At 39.1% G+C, this 20,318-nt stretch carries 16 protein-coding genes; 14 read left to right on the top strand and 2 right to left on the bottom strand.

Annotation, left to right across the window (positions count from 1 at the left end):
• Positions 1-206 precede the first annotated feature (206 nt).
• The 4 genes from AC0L7T_RS08270 (at position 207) to AC0L7T_RS08255 (ending at position 5,966) form a co-directional block, all read left to right on the top strand.
• Positions 207-2,648, top strand: a complete 2,442-nt coding sequence (locus AC0L7T_RS08270; protein ID WP_473342075.1) for a YfhO family protein — start codon at positions 207-209, stop codon at positions 2,646-2,648.
• 2 nt (positions 2,649-2,650) lie between these two features.
• Positions 2,651-3,364 (top strand): class I SAM-dependent methyltransferase, encoded by a 714-nt coding sequence (locus AC0L7T_RS08265; protein ID WP_473342074.1) that lies wholly within the window; start codon positions 2,651-2,653, stop codon positions 3,362-3,364.
• A gap of 18 nt (positions 3,365-3,382) precedes the next feature.
• Positions 3,383-4,405 (top strand): glycosyltransferase family 4 protein, encoded by a 1,023-nt coding sequence (locus AC0L7T_RS08260; protein ID WP_473342073.1) that lies wholly within the window; start codon positions 3,383-3,385, stop codon positions 4,403-4,405.
• A 70-nt stretch (positions 4,406-4,475) separates the two neighbouring features.
• Entirely contained in the window at positions 4,476-5,966 is a 1,491-nt protein-coding gene (locus AC0L7T_RS08255) for a lipopolysaccharide biosynthesis protein (RefSeq protein WP_473342072.1), read from the top strand.
• Positions 5,967-6,054: 88 nt separating this feature from the next.
• Here the strand turns inward: AC0L7T_RS08255 and AC0L7T_RS08250 are convergent, their stop codons facing one another.
• A complete protein-coding gene (locus tag AC0L7T_RS08250; RefSeq protein WP_473342071.1) occupies positions 6,055-7,341 on the bottom strand; it encodes a glycosyltransferase in 1,287 nt (428 codons plus the stop codon).
• A gap of 57 nt (positions 7,342-7,398) precedes the next feature.
• On the bottom strand, positions 7,399-8,865 hold the full coding sequence (locus AC0L7T_RS08245) for an NADP-dependent isocitrate dehydrogenase (protein ID WP_473342070.1): 1,467 nt from the start codon (positions 8,863-8,865) through the stop codon (positions 7,399-7,401).
• Between the two features lie 412 nt (positions 8,866-9,277).
• Here AC0L7T_RS08245 and AC0L7T_RS08240 point away from each other — a divergent pair, with 412 nt between their 5' ends.
• The 10 genes from AC0L7T_RS08240 to AC0L7T_RS08195 all read left to right on the top strand — a co-directional run bounded on the left by AC0L7T_RS08240 (position 9,278) and on the right by AC0L7T_RS08195 (position 20,303).
• Positions 9,278-10,063, top strand: coding sequence for an enoyl-CoA hydratase/isomerase family protein (locus AC0L7T_RS08240; protein ID WP_473342069.1), 786 nt, complete (start codon positions 9,278-9,280; stop codon positions 10,061-10,063).
• Between the two features lie 12 nt (positions 10,064-10,075).
• Positions 10,076-11,593, top strand: coding sequence for a lipopolysaccharide biosynthesis protein (locus tag AC0L7T_RS08235; RefSeq protein ID WP_473342067.1), 1,518 nt, complete (start codon positions 10,076-10,078; stop codon positions 11,591-11,593).
• Position 11,594: 1 nt separating this feature from the next.
• Complete coding sequence (gene dut, locus AC0L7T_RS08230) at positions 11,595-12,008, top strand: dUTP diphosphatase (RefSeq protein ID WP_473342066.1); 414 nt, start codon at positions 11,595-11,597, stop codon at positions 12,006-12,008.
• Between the two features lie 284 nt (positions 12,009-12,292).
• On the top strand, positions 12,293-13,984 hold the full coding sequence (locus AC0L7T_RS08225; protein ID WP_473342065.1) for a tetratricopeptide repeat protein: 1,692 nt from the start codon (positions 12,293-12,295) through the stop codon (positions 13,982-13,984).
• On the top strand, positions 13,977-14,720 hold the full coding sequence (lolB1, locus tag AC0L7T_RS08220) for a lipoprotein insertase outer membrane protein LolB1 (protein ID WP_473342064.1): 744 nt from the start codon (positions 13,977-13,979) through the stop codon (positions 14,718-14,720). The genes AC0L7T_RS08225 and lolB1 overlap by 8 nt, the downstream gene beginning before the upstream one ends.
• A 40-nt stretch (positions 14,721-14,760) precedes the next feature.
• Entirely contained in the window at positions 14,761-15,975 is a 1,215-nt protein-coding gene (locus AC0L7T_RS08215) for a murein hydrolase activator EnvC family protein (RefSeq protein ID WP_473342063.1), read from the top strand.
• A 114-nt stretch (positions 15,976-16,089) separates the two neighbouring features.
• Positions 16,090-16,299, top strand: a complete 210-nt coding sequence (locus AC0L7T_RS08210; RefSeq protein WP_020888834.1) for a Sec-independent protein translocase subunit TatA/TatB — start codon at positions 16,090-16,092, stop codon at positions 16,297-16,299.
• A gap of 4 nt (positions 16,300-16,303) precedes the next feature.
• Positions 16,304-17,737, top strand: a complete 1,434-nt coding sequence (gene gatA, locus AC0L7T_RS08205; RefSeq protein WP_473342062.1) for an Asp-tRNA(Asn)/Glu-tRNA(Gln) amidotransferase subunit GatA — start codon at positions 16,304-16,306, stop codon at positions 17,735-17,737.
• 3 nt (positions 17,738-17,740) lie between these two features.
• The gene (locus tag AC0L7T_RS08200) at positions 17,741-19,132 is read left to right on the top strand and encodes a lytic transglycosylase domain-containing protein (protein ID WP_473342061.1); all 1,392 of its coding nucleotides are present in this window, start codon (positions 17,741-17,743) and stop codon (positions 19,130-19,132) included.
• An 82-nt stretch (positions 19,133-19,214) separates the two neighbouring features.
• Positions 19,215-20,303 (top strand): DUF4837 family protein, encoded by a 1,089-nt coding sequence (locus AC0L7T_RS08195; RefSeq protein ID WP_473342060.1) that lies wholly within the window; start codon positions 19,215-19,217, stop codon positions 20,301-20,303.
• The last annotated feature ends 15 nt before the right edge of the window (positions 20,304-20,318 follow it).

The following is a 20,318-nucleotide window of genomic DNA, read 5'->3' as shown; positions in this document are numbered from 1 at the left end:
CCTGTCCTGACCTTTCTCAGGGAAAGTGGTGAAATCACAAGAGAATCAGGCTATTTGGAGACTGAAGCGCAGCACCGCTTTAGCGGGGCCGAAATCAGCGACGAAGCAGCTGATTTTGTCCACTGCAGTGGATCATCTCGTAATAAACCAACTATTGCACAATCCGAGTTCAATTTAAACCTAACTTAATTCCAGACGATTAGACCATGAAGTTTGATTTGAAAGCAGATGTATTGCCCCATTTTTTAGCGATTTCTTCCTTTTACCTGATCGTTGTTCTCTATTTTTCTCCGATTGTATTTGAGGGGAAAATGATGTTCCAGTCAGACATCCTTCAATGGGAAGGTTCTGCCAAAGAACTGTTAGACTATAGGGAAAACACAGGTGAAGAAGCCCTGTGGACCAACCGTATGTTTGGCGGAATGCCAGCTTACCTAATTCATCTGGCACCTAAAGGAGACATAACCAACACCCTGATTAAAGTATTAACCTTGGGACTTCCCCATCCTATAAGTGCTCTTTTCTTTGGGATGGTCTCCATGTACATTTTACTGCTCTGTTTCAAGGTTCGACCTGTTATTGCGCTGGTAGGCGCCTGGGCATTTGCCTTCAATACCTTTAATTTCCTCAGCCTTGAGGCAGGACACAATGCCAAAATCTGGGCAGTCTGCGTTGTTCCTTTATTATTGGCAGGTGTGCATCTGGCATACAACAATAAAAAGCTACTTGGCGTTTTACTAACGGCATTTGCTGTATTGCTTCAATTAAAATTCAATCACCTGCAAATCACCTATTACACCCTATTATTGGTTATTGTGTATGGAATTGGTCAATTGGTACTAGCTTACAAGCAACAACAGTTGCCAGCTTTTGCCAAAGTTACCGGCATGTTGTTACTGGCTGCCGTAATAGGAGTGATGGGACATACCGCCAGATTAAGTTCGGTTTTGGAATATGGAACCTATTCTATCCGCGGTGAACGTAACCTTCCTGCAATAAATCAAAACGATTCTGGCCTTGACAAAGACTATGCCTTCAATTGGTCCAATGGAAAGCTTGAAACTTTTACCCTGTTAATCCCCAACTATTTTGGAGGTGCTTCCCAAGAAGCTGTTCCTAAAAATTCAGCTTCTGAGAAAGCACTTCGTGCCAATGGGGTTGACAATGCGCAAGTCAATCAATTTATCAATGGTGCACCCACCTATTGGGGTGACCAACCTTTTACTGGTGGCCCGATGTATGGAGGTGCTGTCATGATATTCTTGTTCGTTTTAGGGATAATCTTTGCTCCACCTTTGTACAGAAACGTTTTTCTGTCCATGACCTTATTGACCCTAATGCTTTCCTGGGGAAAAAACCTAGCTTGGTTTAATTATACAATATTTGACTATTTACCTGGTTACAATAAGTTCAGGGCTGTTTCCATGGCATTGGGTATGACACTATTTGTGATCCCTCTATTTGGTGCCATAGGGCTTGAAAATGTTTTGAGTAAAACAAGGGAAAAGAAAACCAAAAAATCCTTCCTTATAGGTACAGGCATTACCCTGGGCTTGATAGTACTCGGGATTACCTTCGCTTCCTGGGCAGGATACCAATCTTCCACTCCTAATTCAGGATATCCTGACTGGCTAATGGCCGCCCTAAAATCCGATCGAAAAAGCATGCTTGTGTCTGACGCGATGCGGTCTGGGATTTTTATTGTGATTTCTGCGGTGCTCATAGGACTTGTCCTTTACAATAAATTAAAAATTACTTATGCTGTTTTAGGCATTGGTGCATTGTTACTGATAGACCTGTGGGGAGTCAATAGCCGATACCTGGACAAGGATAGCTTTACTGAGGATCCTAGCGAACAACATTTTGCAGCAACTCCTGCTGACAATAAAATAAGTGCTGACAAAGATTATTTCCGTGTATTGAACCTACAGAATCCCTTCAATGATGCCCGAACAAGCTATCGATTCAACAGCATAGGGGGTTACCATGGAGCCAAAATGAGTAGGTACAATGACCTGATTGACAGAATCCTTAGTACCGAAATCACCACTTTTGTAAAAAAAGCTCAGGAAGGGAATTTTGATTATGAAGGCATTCAGGCATTGAACATGCTGAACACGAAATACCTTATGGCAGGAAGGGCTGAAAATGCCGTTTTTCTTAACCCTGAGGCAAATGGACCAGCTTGGTTCCCGGAAAGCATAGAAGGGACAAAAACAAATGAGGAGGAGATCGAGGCCCTATCAAAAATAAACACCAAATTGACCGCCACCTTCAATGCTCCAGACAACGCTAATGAAACCATAAGTACTGGAAAAGGCGCTATTTCATTGGACAATTATTCTCCAGATGTTTTGACCTACAATGCTTCGGTAGAAAAATCCGGCCTGGCTGTATTTTCCGAAATTTATTACCCTAAGGGATGGAAAGCTTTTATAGATGGGCAAGAAATACCAATTTTACGTGTCAATTACCTATTGAGAGGCCTTATGCTACCAGCAGGAGAACATCAGGTAGAGATGCGATTTGAACCTACTGCTTATTATCGATGGGAGTTACTATCTGTGGTTGTTCAATACCTTTTAGTCCTATCCTTATTATTTGCTGTTTACAAAAATTTTAATACCAAACGAGATCCGATTGTTTAAAGATGACAAAAGACGTTGCCCAATTTTATGACAAATTTGCCAACCAGCAAATCAAAACTGGTGTAAACTCAAGACACCTTAGCATTATTTCTAAATTGAAAAATGCGGGTTTAAAACCCCACCATAAGGTATTAGAGGTCGGTTGTGGGATCGGTACGGTAAGTCAACTCATTGCCAAAAACACGCCTAAGGGCGAAGTTCTGGCAGTGGACATTAGTCCAGAAAGTATCGCACAGGCAAAAGTAATATGGAAGGGTCTTGACAACCTCCACTTTGAGGTCTCTGACATGAAGAATTTTCAGAAAGCAGACACCTTATTTGATGCCATAGTTTTCCCAGATGTACTGGAGCATATACCTGTGGAGGATCACTTTGCTTTATTTGAGACCATTAAAAAACACAGTCATTCAAGCACTTTTGTTTTTATTCATATCCCTTCCCCTAGATTTCTGGAATGGATGATCGAAAATGAACCGGAAAAACTTCAGGTAATTGATCAACCTTTGGATACCGGAGAACTGGTCAGTAAACTATCGGCTAATGATTTTTATCTTGACAAAATGGAGACCTATGGTCTTTTTTACAAAGAAAAAGATTATCAGTATTTCGTGTTTAAAAAGAAACAGCCCATTCAAAATACCAAACATAGAGACAAGTGGTCCATTTTTAAGGAAAGATTATTGATCAAACTAAAACAAAAATTACCTAGGTTTTAAATTTCAATTGAAGAATAAATGATCCTCTATATCTCTCCTATTCCTACTGCTTTTATCCAAAGGGACATAGAGATGCTAAGCCCTACTTTTCGTATTATCCATCTCAACTTCACTGCAAACCCCTATTTATTACCTTTTTTTTTAGTGATTCAGTTTCTTCAGCTATTGTTATTACTTCCATTCACCAAAAAATATCTTTGCTTTTTTGCTGGCTACCATACCATTATCCCTGTCTGGCTAGGGAAACTGTTCGGCAAAGAAGTTATCATCGAATGCGGAGGTACGGACGCCATGCACCTGCCCAAAATAGATTATGGCAACTACAGGAAAAAATGGCTTAAAAAAGCCACTGTATATAGTTTTAAAAATTGTTCCCTTATCCTTCCCGTTTCTAATTCCCTGGTAAAGTCTACTTATACCTACGATTCTGATTCCCCAAAACAGCAAGGCTTGTTAAACTTGATTCCAGGCCTAAAGACAAAAATACAGGTAGTTTACAATGGCTTTGATGACCAATTTTGGACCGATGATCAAAGAAAAAAAACGCCTTTCTCCTTTGTTACAGTGGCCACCGGGATTTCAAAAAAAAATAGAGCTTTGGTTAAAGGAATAGACCTAGTGATTGAAATGGCAAAAGCTTTCCCAAGCTATTCTTTTACTATCATTGGTGACAAAAATTTTCAAGCGACACTTCCAAATGTCACCGTAATGCCTTCACTTGGCCAAAAAGAAATCAGAGAGGTGTACAGACGCAGTCAGTTTTATTTACAGCTTTCCTACTCGGAGGGTTTCCCAAATGCCCTGGCTGAAGCCATGCTATGTGGATGTGTTCCGATTGGGAGCAATGTGGGTGAAATTGCTAAAATCATTGGGCATACCGGTTTTATTTTACCTCAAAAGGATGTAAAACGTTTGCATGGCTTGGTTTCCGAATTAGAAAAAGTTGATTTAAAAACACTCCGAAAAAATACCGCGCTAAGGATAAAGGGAAATTTCAATTATGCCCTTAGAAAAGAAAAGCTGATTGCTATTTTAAAATAATTTTGACGCCTGAATAAAAAAATAATCTCCAACTTTGAATGAAATATTCAAATAATAAAGTCGACTATTGATGGCAGGTGTTAAGCAAAGTGTACTTACAACCGTTTTTTCCTATCTGGGAGTAATCGTAGGCTATTTCAACTTGCTATGGTTGTTTCCCTACGTACTTAGTCCAGCGCAAATTGGATTGTTTAAAACTGTGCAGGACATTGCTTTGCTTTTGGTGCCATTTGCCCAATTGGGTATTGGTCATGGCATTACCCGCTTTTTCCCCAGATTACGAGGTAAGGAATTTGCCTTCTTTAGTTTTAGCATGTTTATCGCTACCATAGGCTTTTTTTTGGTGGCAATACTATTTATTATTTTCAAAAACCCCATCATAAATGCTTTTGCAGAGAAAGCTCCTGAAGTCAATAACTTCTTGGTTGTTGCACTTTTAATTGCCTTTTTCTCACTTATCAATTCACTTCTGGATGCATTTTGTAGGTCATTTTTAAAGGTAGCCATCCCCTCATTGATTAGGGATGTCCTCCTGAGGATTCTTTTGGCAGTGTTGGTGATCGGTTATTTCTTGTCCTTTTACCCCTTTAGCATCATGATATGGGGCATGGGAGCAGTCTATATGTTGGCCATGCTTTCTATGGTTTTCTACATGAAAAAAGAAAGGATATTAAAAATTGACTTTAATTGGGAAGGGATTACCATGCCTTTTAAGAAGGAATTTTTACAATACAGTTTGATTACCCTCCTGGGTACCGCTGGGGCGCTACTGATCATGAAAATTGACAGCATCATGGTAAGCTCCATGATAGGACTAGACGCCAATGCCATCTACACCATTGGCTTTTCCATAGCTGTGGTAATAGAAATGCCTAGACGGGCGATATCGCAGGTAGCCATGCCTGTTATTTCCGAGATGTTTGCAGAAAATCAACTCGCAGGAATAAATGCGCTCTATAAAAAAATTGCGGTCAACCAGTTGTTAATATGCCTGTTGATTTTCCTGATGATCTGGATCAATATTGAAAACCTCTACCATTTTGTCCCCAATAAGGCCATATATGAACAGGGCAAATGGGTGGTCCTATTGATAGGATTGGGCAAGCTAACTGACGTAATCTTTTCCGTCAATGGAGAAATCATTGTTTTTTCCAGATTCTATACCTTTAATATCACTGCTACCCTTCTAATGAGTGCAGCGGTGATCATTTTTAACCTGGCATTGATTCCACTATACGGAATTGAAGGTGCTGCTTTGGCATCTTTGATTGCTATGCTATGTTATAACCTGATCAAATTCCTCTACATAAAGTTAAGATTGGGGTTCAATCCATTTACACCCGGCGTTTTTCTGATTCTTATCGCAGGTGGAATTAGCTGGGCAGTTTCATACTATTTGATTCCTACCTTTTCAGCAGTTATCCTTGATATTCTGGTTAGAAGCAGTATTGTTACTGTCGTTTACCTATTGCTGGTACACTTATTAAAAGCAGCTCCGGAAACCGAAGCAATGGTTATTCAAAAAGTTAAGGAAGCTATATCAATGATAGTTAACCGCTGAAAACCAACTTAAGGCAAATTAGGTTGAACCTGGGGTGTTAAGAAAGTCTACTCACATCCCCTAAAGAGTAGAATAAATTTCCATCAACTTACTTTTTCGCAATGCCATCAAGTAGAAGCGCCAACTGCTGTGTTATGCTTTTTCTGCTGTACTTTTGAATGCTTGCATTTGACAAACCCGGATCCTTCCCTTTAGCGAAATCGCTAAGAAATTGAATCAGGCCATCTTCATCGTGGTGAGCAAAAACTTTTCCTGCCGCAGATGCTTCAATAATAGAAGCGGCATCCCCCATCGGATCCCCCAGTGCCAATATTTCCCTGCCAGTAGCCATGTATTCAAATAATTTCCCTGGAATATTGCCTTTGGCATTTTTGGTATTGGTAAGGATCAAAAGCAATAATTGGGCTTTTTCGTAATAGGAAAATACTTCTTTATGAGAAACATATCCAGGCAATTCAACATGTGCATTGAACCAACTGTCCTTGGCTACCAGGTTTTTCACACTTTCATTTACCCGCCCTACAAAAGTAAGCCTGATCTTGCCTGAGGTCTCTCCAAAAACAGTTTTTAAGGCCATTAAAAATGGAAAGGGATCTCTTATACCGTCAATCACCCCAGAATAAACAATTTCTAAAACAGAAGCTTGGTGATCCGGAGGGGCAATCGAATCAGGGATATCTGCAGGATCATAACCATTTAATACTACCTGCACATTTCTAGCACCTATCCCCTGCATTTCATTTTTAAAAGTAGGAGAAATAGTGACCAAACTGTCTGCCTCCTCAAATACGCTGGCCTCAAGCTTTTGATGTTTCTTTCTGGCAAACTGGCTTAACTTAAGGGTATCCAGAAACTCCCAGTTTGACCAGGGATCTCGAAAATCCGCAAGCCAGGGAATACCTGTTTTTCTTTTAAGGTTTCGCCCTATTAGGTGCATGCTGTGAGGAGGGCCGGTGGTAATGATCGCTTTAAAATCATTCTGTTCACAAATTTCCTCCAAAAAATGAACTGCAGGTTTGATCCAGAATAGTCGTGGATCTGGAATTAATAAATTCCCACGGAGCCACACGGCAAGTTGGTCGAGTGCCCCTGGGTTTTTATACTCCAGAATGCTTGCAGTATCCTTTGGTTGTTGTTTTTTAAGTGACCTAAACAACTGATAAGGCTCCCAAATAGGAAACTTCAACACCTCAGTATGCTTGTCAATTTCTTTCTCAAGTGAGCTGTCTTGCAACGCAAAATCAGGGTTTTCAGGGGTGAAAATCACTGGTTGCCAACCAAATTCAGGCAGGTATTTGGAAAATTTCAGCCAGCGTTGGACGCCAGATCCAGCACTTGGTGGCCAGTAATAGGTGATGATAAGAACCCTTTTCATACAACAAAAAAAAATTCAAGAAGGAAATGGTAATCCTGCCTGAATGGTACTAAATAATTATTCGCCTTGAGCCAATGAAAAACCTCTTTCACCATCGAAAGTGTATAGGTTCTCTGTTTTGATAAAGTCAAAACCCAGATCTCCTATTTGTTTAAGTATTTCTATGGTCTGCTCATGTGTAATGCTTTTGTCATCTGCATCAAAAAACCTCACCCTCCAGTGATCTGAACAAAATGTTTCTTTCATTCCATCTGGATACACCCTCACTCCTCTGTTGGTAACAAGTTGCATTTTTAATCCATTGGCATTGACCGACCTAAGTTTATCACCCATGACATTAGGATCTCTGTTTCCTTCTCTCCAGTCAATAAAAACATCCAAACCTATCAATACTTTCTCAGCAGGTTTTCTTGGTTTGATGGCCAGTGCTTTCTTTATTTCGGCTTCACTTCGCTCAGCTTTTGCAAAAACCGCTTTTTTCATGCTTTTAGGTTCTTTCCCTAATCTAGCGATTACGGCCTCAGCAAATTCCTGAGTACCCACTCTTTTGGTACTTATTCCGTCTTGATATATATCACCAGTATGAATTCCATCCTCAAGGGTAGCCATCCATGCATTGCTGATCTTTTGAGCCACTTCAGGCTGGCCTATATGTACCAGCATCATGATCGCCCCATTTAACAAACCAGATGGATTGGCAATGTCCATACCTGCGATATCAGGTGCCGACCCATGAATGGCTTCAAACATCGCCACATCTTCTCCTACATTGGCTGATCCACCAAGCCCCACGGAACCAGTCACTTGTGCTGCAACATCAGAGATAATGTCACCATAAAGGTTTAGGGTAACAATCACATCAAATATTTCTGGACTGTCAGCAATAAGTGCGGTTGCTATATCTATAATTTTATGATCTGTTTCGATCTCTGGATACTCTTTGGCCACTTCATTAAACATCTGGTGAAAAATACCATCTGTCATTTTCATGATATTGTCCTTGGTCATACAAGTGACTTTTTTCCGATTGTTCATTCGGGCATATTCAAAAGCATACCTGACAATCTTCTCACTACCTGGCCTTGAAATCAACTTCAGACATTGGTACACTTCATCCGTCTGTCTGTGCTCGATACCGGCATAAAGGTCCTCTTCGTTTTCCCGAATAATAACCAAATCCGTTTTAGGAAAATGCGTATGGATAAATGGAGAATATGCCTTACAAGGCCTCACATTTGCGTAAAGTCCTAAAGTCTTTCGTGTAGTTACATTCAGACTCTTAAAGCCGCCGCCCTGAGGAGTTGTGATAGGAGATTTCAAAAAGACTTTGGTCTCTCTTAGGGAATCCCAAGCACTCGATGCGATCCCCGAACTTATTCCTTTTAAATATACCTGCTCACCTATTTCTATAATATCCGGTTCGATAGCTGCTCCTGCCGCTTCCAAAATTGACAAGGTTGCATTCATTATCTCCGGACCAATACCGTCTCCAAATGCTACTGTAATTTTCTTTTTTTCGGTCATGTGGTAAGTGATTGAATTTTAAATAGTTTTTACCTTCAATGCAAAAATAGAAAATATTGACATACAATCGATTTAACCTGAGAAATATATAGACATTTAGAATCTATAAAAATGCTTCTTCGATCATTATGAATTCATAGACATGAAAGGGTCACTCTGATAGAGGCAAAAAACCGTCTAACAGCGAATAAAATCACTTCCTGAAGACCGTCAGGTAATTCTATTGGCTAATTCAACCTCAAATTATTTTAAACAATAATTCAGTTATTAAATGATTTTAACCTTATCTAAAATACAATTAAGTGAGTACTTTATGAAATACTACTTTTTAACATGTTTATGATTTTTAGCCGAATCTTTTGTGATTGATCAGGCACCTCGTATATTTGGGCCTTAACATTGAAGAATTGGAATGGCTGAACATAAAAATATTCTTTCAGAGACTAAAGACGGAATACTTTACCTTACAATCAGCAGAGAGACAAAGCTCAACGCCTTAAATTTCAGCACCTTAGAAGAGTTGAAAAACATTTTCAACGAGGTGAATGATAACAAATCTATAAGAGGCGTAATCATCACAGGTGCAGGAGAAAAGGCCTTTGTAGCTGGTGCTGATATCAATGAAATTTCAGAGCTCAACGAACTCAATGCGAGAAAGTTTGCTGAATTTGGTCAGGAAGTTTTTGATAATATTGAATCCTGCCATAAACCCGTGATAGCCGTAGTCAATGGTTATGCGTTAGGTGGGGGATGTGAATTGGCTATTGCCTGCCACATGAGAATCGCTACTTCGAATGCCAAATTTGGGCAACCGGAAGTGAATTTAGGGATTATCCCTGGCTATGGAGGCACGCAAAGGCTTACCAACCTTATCGGTAGAACAAAAGCCACAGAAATCCTGATGACTGGCGACATGCTTGATGTCAATGAGGCAAAATCTTTAGGACTCCTGAACCACGTAGAAGCTACCAAAGCAGAGGCGATGGCCAAAGCAGAAGAGATTTTAAGAAAAATAATGAGCAAAGCGCCACTGTCCATCGGAATGATAGTAGACTGTGTCAATGCAGTTTTTGCCAGCGATGAAAACGGGTATCAAATCGAAGCCAATAGTTTTGCGCGCTGCGTCAAATCCGAAGATTATAGGGAAGGAACCAAAGCCTTTCTAGAAAAAAGGAAACCTAATTTTAAAGGGGAATAGTCCCCTTTTTTTATGGGCCTGATAAAAAAATTAGCCGGGCAATCTGCCATATATGGCATCAGTAGTATCCTCGGCAAATCGATCAATTTTTTGCTTATCCCACTGTACACGGGATATCTTCCAAAGGAGGAACTAGGTTCATTCACCATGCTTTATGCAATGATTGCATTTCTGAATGTCATTTTCACATTCGGCATGGAAACTTCGTATTTTAGATTTGCCACGGGAAAGGGATTAAATCCAAAAGTTGTCTTTCAAAATGCCCAATCTTTGGTGGCAGTGGTAGGTATATCACTAGGAGTCCTTGTATTTCTTTTTGCAGAAAATCTCAGTTTACTATTTGAATATGGAGGCAAAGCCCATTTGTTTAAATGGGTGGCCATGCTATTGACTATAGATGCTTTGATGGCACTTCCATTTGCACGCTTGAGACTTGAGGGCAGGTCACTGACCTTCGCACTACTCAAGTTGCTGAACATCTTTCTGAATGTGGGTTTCAATATCCTTTTCATCGTAGTAGCCTATCACATAGTAGAAGGAGATATTCTTCAAATTTTATACCCAATTGTCTCCGAATGGTACAAACCAGATTGGGGCGTAGATTATATTTTACTGGCTAACCTGCTGGCTAACCTGCTAATTTTGCCAGTTTTATGGAAACTGGCCGGCCAATGGAAATTTCAACTTAAGCGAACCATCCTTTTACCCATGTGGAAATACGCACTTCCTTTGTTATTCATGGGACTGGCAGGTGTCACCAATGATGTGTTTTCCAGGGGTTTATTTGAATATGCGCTTCCTGAAGGATTCTATCCTGGACTGACCTCCAGAGAAGCCGGAGGAGTGTTTGGCACCAACTTCAGGTTGGCCATATTAATGAGCCTTATCATACAAGCTTTCAAATATGCAGCTGAACCCTTCTTTTTTCAACAATCTGAAAATAAAAACAACCCGCTATTATTTGCCAGGGTCATGCATTGGTTCATTATCTTTTGCACTTTCCTAATGGTGGTTGTAGCCGTCAATTTAAAATTGATTGGGGCATTGTTTTTTCAGGATGAGGGTTATGATGCAGGCCTAACAATGGTCCCCTTGCTTCTTATGGGCTATTTACTTCTAGGCGTTTATTACAACCTAAGTATTTGGTTTAAAATCACCGACCAAACTCGCTATAGTTTTTATATCACATTAGTCGGTGCAATCGTTACAGTAGTTATCATTTTGACCCTGGTTCCCGTTTTGGGTTATATAGGTGGTGCATTAAGTACTTTGGGAAGTTATTTGGTAATGGTATTGCTGTGTTATTTTATTGGGCAAAAATATTACCCCATCCCCTATCAGACAAAAAAAGACATCAGCTACCTTCTCATTGCTTTCTTCTTGAGTTATGCAGGATTTCTTTTGGATACAGGATCGATGTTTGTGAACTTTATTCTACACTCAGGAATTGTCTTATTGTATGGTGGATTCATTTTCCTGATGGAAAAAAAGGAACTAACTTCATTTTTAAAATCTATTTCTAAAAAGTAGCATGAAAATTAACGTTATCAATAAATCAAAGCACCCATTACCTGCTTACCAAACCAAACTATCAGCAGGTCTTGACCTTACTGCATCTATTTCAGAGCCTATCCTTTTAAAGTCACTTGAGAGGAAGCTAATAGGAACCGGCTTGTACATAGAATTACCGGAGGGTTTTGAAGCGCAAATAAGGCCAAGAAGTGGACTGGCCTTCAAGCATGGAGTCACAGTACTCAACAGCCCAGGAACCATTGACGCTGATTACAGAGGGGAAATAAAAGTTTTGCTGGTGAATAATTCTGATAGTACCTTTACCGTTCAAGATGGAGAAAGAATTGCACAGATGGTCATTGCCAGGTATGAACAAATCGAATGGAATCCACAAGAAGTGCTTTCTGAAACCGAAAGGGGATCTGGCGGCTAGGGAAGCACTGGAAAATAAATTTAAAAATTAAGTCATATCATTTTTGTTTGCGTAAGCTATCAGATGAACCAAAAGCAAGGGTTAATTGTATATTTTAAAGTAATCTGTAAAATATCACTTCTAATGGATGTTCGCAATCCTTTTGGGTATTCACAAAATTGCAAATCACACTTTAGTTAAAATGAAGGTTAAGGTTATTAATTAACTTCAAACCTATAGCATGCATGAAAATGAACAAATTCAATTTAAAATTTTTTATCTGTTTTTTTACTTTAACACTCCTTATGGGAATTTCCCAAGAGGTTGCCTTTGCTCAAAATAAATTAAGCAGAAAAGAACGCAAGGCCAAGGAGAAAGAGCAGATGGCCAGCAGATTGTTTATTGAGGGACAAAAAAACCTCATGCTGGAAGATTATGAGAAAGCCTATTTTTATTTTATGAAGGCCTTGGAATACAATGAAGAAGAAAGTGCCATTCATTTCAAACTATCACAAATGATGGTTCGTGCCAAGCAATTCGATAAGGCATTAAGCTATGGGCAAAGGGCACTTGAGTTAGATCCTGACAATAAATATTACCATTTACAAATAGCTGAAATATACAATAATCAAAACAAAACACGAGAAGCTGCAGGAGTTCTTGAAAACCTGATGGCCAAAGAAGGGAATTACCGCCAATACATTTTAGACCTGGCTTCCATGTATTTAAAACTTCAAGATTTTGACAAAGCCCTGGAAGCATTAAACAAAGCCGAAGAATATTTCGGCGTGGTAGAGCAACTCACAGCGCAAAAACAACGCATTTACTTGAAGGAAAACAACCTGGAAATGGCCATAAAAGAGGGCGAAAAACTTATTGAGGCCCATCCTGGCAATTCAAGGTTTGTACTCTCCCTGGTAGATATTTTATTCAACAATAACAAAGCCAATCAGGCCTTGGATCTGGTCTTATCAACCTTGTCTGTGTACCCCAATCAACCTGATTTAAAAATGGCGGCATACAAACTTTACAAGCAAAGGAGCGAATTCGAAATAGCGAACAATTACTTGAAGGAAGCTTTTTCGAATCCAGACCTGGAAGGGGATGTCAAGGCTGAAGCATTTTCAGCCATTTTATCACAAATCCACAATTCTGCCAGAGACCAATTACTGGATAGCCTATCCAAACCAATGGAAGCTTTTCACCTTAATAACTCAAATATCCTAATCGCTTTGGGGGACTGGAAAACACAGCAAAAAGCATACAATGAAGCCATTAATTATTACACAAGTGCTGTAAAAATTGATCCCACAAACGAAAAGTTGTTTCAGCAATTGATACCTTTGATGTTTGAAAACCAGATTGCGTTTGATGAGATAGCTCTTATTTCCACAATGGCAACGGAGAATTTTCCTGAGTCTTCTGAGTTTTGGTTTTACCTGGGCACTGCCCAATCAGCAAACAAGGAAAATGAAGCTGCCAAAAAATCACTTGAGGAATCTTTAAAACTAAATAATAAAACGAACCCTCAGTTGACTTTAATGGCAAATTCACAATTAGGTGATGTACTATTTGGCTTGGGGGAAAAGGAAAGGGCTTTTGAGTTATATGATGAAGTTTTGGCTCAAAATGACAATAATGAACATATATTGAATAATTATGCCTACTTTCTTTCTTTAGAGAAGAAAGACCTTGAAAAAGCGTATAGCATGTCTCTTAAATTAGTGAAAAAGTTTCCCAACAATGCGACTTATCTGGACACACATGCTTGGGTTTTATTTCAACAGAACAAGTTCGAAGAAGCACGAACATTTATGGAAAAGGCATTAGAAATAGAAACAAAGCCTAGCGGAGTAATGTTTGAACATTATGGTGATATCATGTTCAAAATTGGGGAGAAGAAAGTGGCTATGGACTACTGGAAAAAGGCCCTAACGTTGGAGGATACCTCAGAATTTTTGACACTTAAAATCAAAAATAAATCATACTATGAGTAAAGCTAAAATATTGATCTACTTCCTAGGAGTAGTGATGCTTTGGTCTTGTGCAAGAAAACCCATGTCTTATATTACCGATAAGGCAATGGATGAGTTTCAACCTAATTACCTTAATTTCAACTACCTGTCGGCAAAAGGAAGAATAACGCTGGAAGAACAGGATGGTAAAATTACTAAAGGGGTACTAAACATAAGAGCAAAAAAAGACAGTGTTATTTGGTTTAACATGTCCCCTGGACTTGGAATAGAAGCCCTAAGAGGATTTATCAGTGCCGATAGAATAAAGATTCGAGACCGGATAAATGGTCAAAAAATTGACATGGATTACACTGAATTTCAAAAGAAATATGGGGTTCCTTTGTCCTTCTCTTTATTCCAGAATTTACTTTTCGCTAACTTACCCCATGAATTCAGTTACAGAGATAGGTTAATTAGGGTAGGGAAAACTTTTGTATTGAAACAGGAACGTGAAAACATCACTTACGAAACCTCCATTGACGCCGGGCATGGTAAAGTTACCCAACTAAAGAGTAAAGCTTCACAAACCCGAAGTGGTAGCCTGGAAGCGTCCTATATGGACTTCCGGGATGTATCCCAACAGCCATTCCCATATCAGGCAATTATAAAAATGGTGTTAAGCTTACCGGAAAAGCCAAAAACAAATTTTTTCTTGAACGTAGAGATGATCAAAGTAGAACTAACGGATGACCCACTCAATTTCCCATACAATTTTTAGGCTATTCAGCGGAGCTCGGGTTCTATGCCTGACCTTATTCTTGATTTTAGGTTTGGGCTCAGTTTCTTACCTGACGGCTCAAATTACAGCAGACAGAGCAAAACTAGAGAAGGAGAAATCTGCTATTCAAAAGAGGCTGATGGAATTTGATCTAATATTAAGAAAGACTACAGATGAAAAAAAAGTTTCCGTAAGTGAGCTGAGAGTCGTGAATCAAAAACTTGAGGAAAGGGAAAAATACATTGCTGCCATTAACCAAGAGCTGCAACTTTTAAATAAAGAAATAACGGAAACTTCCACTCATATAAAAAGATTGAGTAATGAGCTAAACGTACTAAAAGAGGAATACGCTCAAATGGTATATACTTCCTACAAATTAAATCAAGGAGTAAATCTCATCACATTTATTTTTTCTTCAGCCACCTTCAAGCAATTTTACATGCGGCTGAAATACCTGAAGCAATACAGTGATGCTCGAAAAAAACAGGTGGAACAAATGGAAAAGGTAAGTCTAGAGTTGGCTGAAAAACAGGAGGCTTTGGAATTACAAAAACAGGAGCAAATAACAGTACTGACCCAAGAGCAGGAACAGAAAAAAGCATTAGATCAGCTCAAGGTTGAGCAGCAAAGAATGGTCAATACATTAAGCCAAAAAGAGGAGGAAGTTAGAAAAGAAATAGCAGCTACAAAAAAACAACAAGCAGAACTCAATAAGCTGATTAAAAATGTAATTGCCGAAGAAATCAGACTTGCGAAAGCTGCAGAAAAAACTACCGTAACACCGAAAGCTGAAAGTCCCAAAACCAAAAAACTTCCAAATGCACCGCAGGTAAAAAAACTATCAGCTTCATTTGCCAGCAATAAGGGAAATATCCCATGGCCAGTTGATAGTGGATTCATCTCCAAAAAATATGGCACCTACCCCCACCCAACCTTAAAAGGGATTTCTGAAACCAATGACGGTGTAGATATTCAAACCACTAATAATGCGCCGGTCAAATCCGTCTTTCCTGGCACAGTAACTAAAATCACCACCGTACCCGGTATGGGAGGCACTATTATCATTAAACATGGGGATTTTTACACCATGTATAGCCGACTCAAAACCATTGATGTAAAATCTGGTGAAGAGGTTCAATCCGCAACGGTCATTGGCCACGTATATTCGGATGATGATGGTTATTCAGAACTTCATTTTCAAACGTGGAAAGGCTTGGAAGTAATGAACCCAAGCATTTGGCTTTCTAGTAAATAATCACTAAATTTTAATATATTTACAAAAATTTAAATACAACATGCTTTAATTCCTTTGCGTTAATAAAGCACAATCATATATTTGTAATAATTTCAAAATCAAAATAATCGAATCATGAATACATTGGGTTTTATACAAAATATCGGAGGAGGATCATTAGTGGTCATCGTGCTGGTAGTTATCCTTCTTTTTGGTGCAAAAAGAATACCTGAATTGGCTAGAGGACTAGGCAGAGGTATTAGAGAATTTAAAGACGCTACCAAAGAGATTCAGGACGATTTGGAAGAAGGACTGAAAGACGACAACAAGAAAGCAAAAAAATAAAAAGTTGGAAAAATTTCGTTCATTCGATGAGATAAGAAAATCGCTAGAAAAAAAGGAAACGGATTGTAAAGCGATTGTCAAATACTACCTAAGCAACATTGAAACGAAGGCGCAACTAAACGCCTTCGTTGAAGTTTATAGCCAATCTGCTCTAGAGCAGGCTGCTGCCATTGACGAAAAAATAGCTTCTGGAAAGGCTGGAAAACTAGCAGGAATGGTAATCGGTATTAAGGATGTTTTGTGCTATAATGAACACGAAGCAAACGCCTCCAGTAAAATCCTGGAAGGTTTTGAATCCCAATTTACCGGTACTGCTGTTCAGCGTTTGATAGATGAGGATGCCATCATTATAGGAAGGCTTAACTGCGATGAATTTGGTATGGGATCCTCCAATGAGAATTCTGTTCATGGGAAAGTCCTTAATGCCATAGACGAAAGTAGAGTACCTGGTGGATCTTCCGGTGGATCGGCGGTGGCTGTACAGGCAAATCTTTGTACCGTTTCTTTAGGAACCGACACAGGTGGATCTGTCAGACAGCCAGCAGCTTTTACTGGTGTAATAGGTATTAAACCTACCTATTCCAGGATTTCCAGGTATGGCTTGATCGCCTATGCATCCTCATTTGACACCATAGGTGTTTTCTCAAACAATATCAAAGACAATGCCTTGGTTTTAGAAACCATGGCTGGACCTGATGATTTTGACAGCACTTCTTCAAGGAAACCTGTTCCCTCTTACAGCAAACTTTTGCATTTCGATAAACCTGCAAAAATTGCTTACCTGAAGGAAACCGTCTACTCTGAAGCATTGCAACCTGAGATAAAAGCCAATACGCTAAATGTTTTGGAAAAGTTAAAAGAGGAAGGTCATGTAGTAGAAGAAGTTAATTTCCCTTTATTGGATTATGTGCTTCCTACTTACTATATTCTTACTACTGCTGAAGCAAGTTCAAACCTCTCCAGATTTGATGGTGTCAAATATGGCTATAGAACGCCAAATGCCCACAACCTGGAAAGCATGTACAAGCTTACGAGATCAGAAGGCTTTGGAGATGAAGTAAAACGGAGAATAATGCTTGGTACTTTTGTTTTGAGCGCCAGTTATTATGATGCTTATTTTACAAAAGCCCAAAAGGTAAGAAGGTTAATTAAGGATTTTACGGAAGACTTATTGACCAAGTATGATTATATTGTTCTTCCAACAACCCCAAGTACGGCGTTTAAATTTGGAGAGCATTCAAATGATCCAGTGGCCATGTATTTAGAGGATATGTTTACCGTTCAGGCATCTGTTTCAGGCGTCCCATCCATTTCCATACCCAATGGTAAGGACAACAATGGGTTACCTATTGGACTTCAAATCATGGCTAATTCTTTCAAAGAAGCTGAGTTATATGCTTTTGCCAATTATCTAACAGCAGCGGCATTTAATAAATAAAATATGAGGTTAAAATCTATCTATATACTAGTAGTGACTTTGGTATTGTCCATTCCAATACGGAATGTGGCAATAGCTCAGGAAAAAGCAATGATTGTCTCAATTAATCCCATAGAGGAAGAGACGGTCATGCCTTACTATGACTACGAACATATACCAGATTTCACCTACGAAGAAGTAGAAAGGCGTATCGCAGAAATGGATACGGATATGCCTTTTGAACTAAATGAAACTATTTTTGCCTTCATTGATTATTTCACGGTAAGAAATAGGGATTATACCCGAATGGTTCTTGAAAGGCAGGACATGTATTTCCCCATGTTTGACACGTATCTTTCAGCGCATAATATGCCTGAAGACATCAAGTACCTATCCATCATTGAATCTGGCCTAAACCCCAAAGCCAAGTCTCGTGTAGGGGCAATGGGACTTTGGCAGTTTATGCCGGCAACAGGGAAAGAATTTAAATTGTATTACAACAGTCATGTAGATGACCGTCTGGATCCTGAACGTTCCACAGAAGCAGCAATTCGCTACCTCAAAGCACTTAATCGCAGGTACGATAATTGGGAATTGGCACTAGCTGCCTATAATTGTGGTCCCGGTAATGTAAATAAGGCCATTCGTCGTTCCGGAGGAAAAAGAACATTTTGGGAAATTTATAAGTATTTGCCTCGTGAAACACGCAGCTATATCCCCCAATTTCAGGCCATCATGTATGTATTGAGGTACGCTGAGGAACACAATCTTATTTTGGAGGAACCTGCTTACCCTGTAGCTTATGAGAAAGTAGACATCGGCAATGGTTATACCCTCGGAAATCTCGCCAAACACACTGGGCTTTGCATTGAGGACCTTGAGTATTTAAATCCTTCTTTACTGAAAAGTAAAGTCCCTGATTTTGGAAAAGCAATTAGCATAAATGTACCCAAATCTGGACATAAATTCATATCCGACAATCAGGAATGGATTATAGATTCATTAAAAATAGAAACGGAAAGATACCTGGCTGAGATGCCCGAAAAAGAACCTGTTAAACCGCTACATAGCGCTACTTATCGGGTTAGAAGTGGAGATGTTTTAGGAAAAATAGCCGGAAGGTATGGGGTTTCAGTAAGCCAACTCAAATCCTGGAATGGATTGTATTCTAACACAATCAAAATAGGTCAGGTACTTCATATCCACCAAGACAAAGCTGCCTTTGAAAAAAATCTGGCCTCAACGCAAACAATCTCCACCAACAGCAATGGAGGTAAATTGTACACCGTACAACCCGGGGATTCCCTTTGGTTAATATCAAAAAAACTGGAAGGAGTGACTATTGATCAGCTTAAAAAATTGAATAACCTGAACAATAATCAAATAAAACCTGGTCAGAAATTAATTATAGGATAATTTTCAAACTAATTCGTTAATTGTTTTTTTAGTTGGGTTAAATATCCCTAAATTAGGCTTGAACAAAAATAAACTAATCATTATGAGTTTAAGATTTTGCATTATAGCCTTATTTTCTTCTTTTATTTTTGCCGGATGTCAAAGCAATAACGGAGAAAATTCAAATAGCAACAAGCCAAAAGCAAGAGGTACTCTAGGAGAAATCATACTAGTAATTGATTCAGCGAAATATGCTGGACCTGTTGGAGATGCACTTAAGGATGTATTCGAATCCAGTATCGAAGGGATCATTAGAGAGGAGTCCATGTTTTACATGAGAAAGGTGGACCCTAGAAAAATGACAAGAATTCTAAAGATGGCCTCTAACATCATATTTGTCACAACATTTGATGACAAAAATGGTGGAAGCAGAACTATAGCGAATCAATTTACTCCTGAATCTATCGAAAAAAGCAAGGCAGATTCTTCACTTTTTATGCTCAGAAATCAAGATGAGTTTGCCGTTGGTCAGGAGGTACTCTATTTATTTGGAGAAAATGAACCCGAGTTAATAAAAAACATAGAAGCCAATAAACAACTATTACAAAATCTCTTTAGCAATAAAGAGAAAGAAATATTAAGCACTGCCCTTTTTAGTCGTAAAAATGGCGAAGTTGCTCAATTGGGAATGCAGAAATTCGGTGTAAAACTTAACTTACCTGCATCCTATCAATTTGTTAAGGAGGATGAGCATTTTATTTGGTGCAGACAGCCTACTCCAAGGGTGGACAAACCAGACATAAGCTTGTTTTTTTATCAAACCGCTTATGAAGACGAATCTCAGGTTTTTCCAGAAAACATTATTAAGTTAAGGGACGAAATCACAAGGACCAGGATTTTTGGAGATCCTGAAAGACCTGAATCCTTTTTGGTCACTGAAAAACAGGAACCGCCAGCTTTTAAAAACATTAGGATTGACGGGCAGTATTCCACTGAAATGCGAGGAGCCTGGAAAACCAATAATTTATCAATGGGTGGCTCATTTTTATCCTATACCGTAGTGGATGAAGAAAACGGAAAAATTATCTATATGGAAGGATTCGTCTATTACCCTAATGAGGCGCATAGGGCTTCCTTAAGAGAGATTGAGACCATTCTTCAAGCTACAAAGTTTAGAATGGAAGCAGAATAAATTTCATAAAAACAG

The sequence above is a fragment of the Cyclobacterium sp. 10D3-21 genome (genome assembly GCF_055809755.1).
The sequence above is the reverse complement of the archived record's forward strand: the minus strand, read 5'-3'. Positions and strand labels throughout refer to the sequence as shown.

Bases quoted from the DNA above. Each gene is read 5' to 3' on its own strand.
- AC0L7T_RS08270 (WP_473342075.1), top strand. From the start codon at position 207: ATGAAGTTTGATTTGAAAGCAGATGTATTGCCCCATTTTTTAGCGATT.
- AC0L7T_RS08265 (WP_473342074.1), top strand. From the start codon at position 2,651: ATGACAAAAGACGTTGCCCAATTTTATGACAAATTTGCCAACCAGCAA.
- AC0L7T_RS08260 (WP_473342073.1), top strand. From the start codon at position 3,383: ATGATCCTCTATATCTCTCCTATTCCTACTGCTTTTATCCAAAGGGAC.
- AC0L7T_RS08255 (WP_473342072.1), top strand. From the start codon at position 4,476: ATGGCAGGTGTTAAGCAAAGTGTACTTACAACCGTTTTTTCCTATCTG.
- AC0L7T_RS08250 (WP_473342071.1), bottom strand. From the start codon at position 7,341: ATGAAAAGGGTTCTTATCATCACCTATTACTGGCCACCAAGTGCTGGA.
- AC0L7T_RS08245 (WP_473342070.1), bottom strand. From the start codon at position 8,865: ATGACCGAAAAAAAGAAAATTACAGTAGCATTTGGAGACGGTATTGGT.
- AC0L7T_RS08240 (WP_473342069.1), top strand. From the start codon at position 9,278: ATGGCTGAACATAAAAATATTCTTTCAGAGACTAAAGACGGAATACTT.
- AC0L7T_RS08235 (WP_473342067.1), top strand. From the start codon at position 10,076: ATGGGCCTGATAAAAAAATTAGCCGGGCAATCTGCCATATATGGCATC.
- dut (WP_473342066.1), top strand. From the start codon at position 11,595: ATGAAAATTAACGTTATCAATAAATCAAAGCACCCATTACCTGCTTAC.
- AC0L7T_RS08225 (WP_473342065.1), top strand. From the start codon at position 12,293: ATGGGAATTTCCCAAGAGGTTGCCTTTGCTCAAAATAAATTAAGCAGA.
- lolB1 (WP_473342064.1), top strand. From the start codon at position 13,977: ATGAGTAAAGCTAAAATATTGATCTACTTCCTAGGAGTAGTGATGCTT.
- AC0L7T_RS08210 (WP_020888834.1), top strand. From the start codon at position 16,090: ATGAATACATTGGGTTTTATACAAAATATCGGAGGAGGATCATTAGTG.
- AC0L7T_RS08200 (WP_473342061.1), top strand. From the start codon at position 17,741: ATGAGGTTAAAATCTATCTATATACTAGTAGTGACTTTGGTATTGTCC.
- AC0L7T_RS08195 (WP_473342060.1), top strand. From the start codon at position 19,215: ATGAGTTTAAGATTTTGCATTATAGCCTTATTTTCTTCTTTTATTTTT.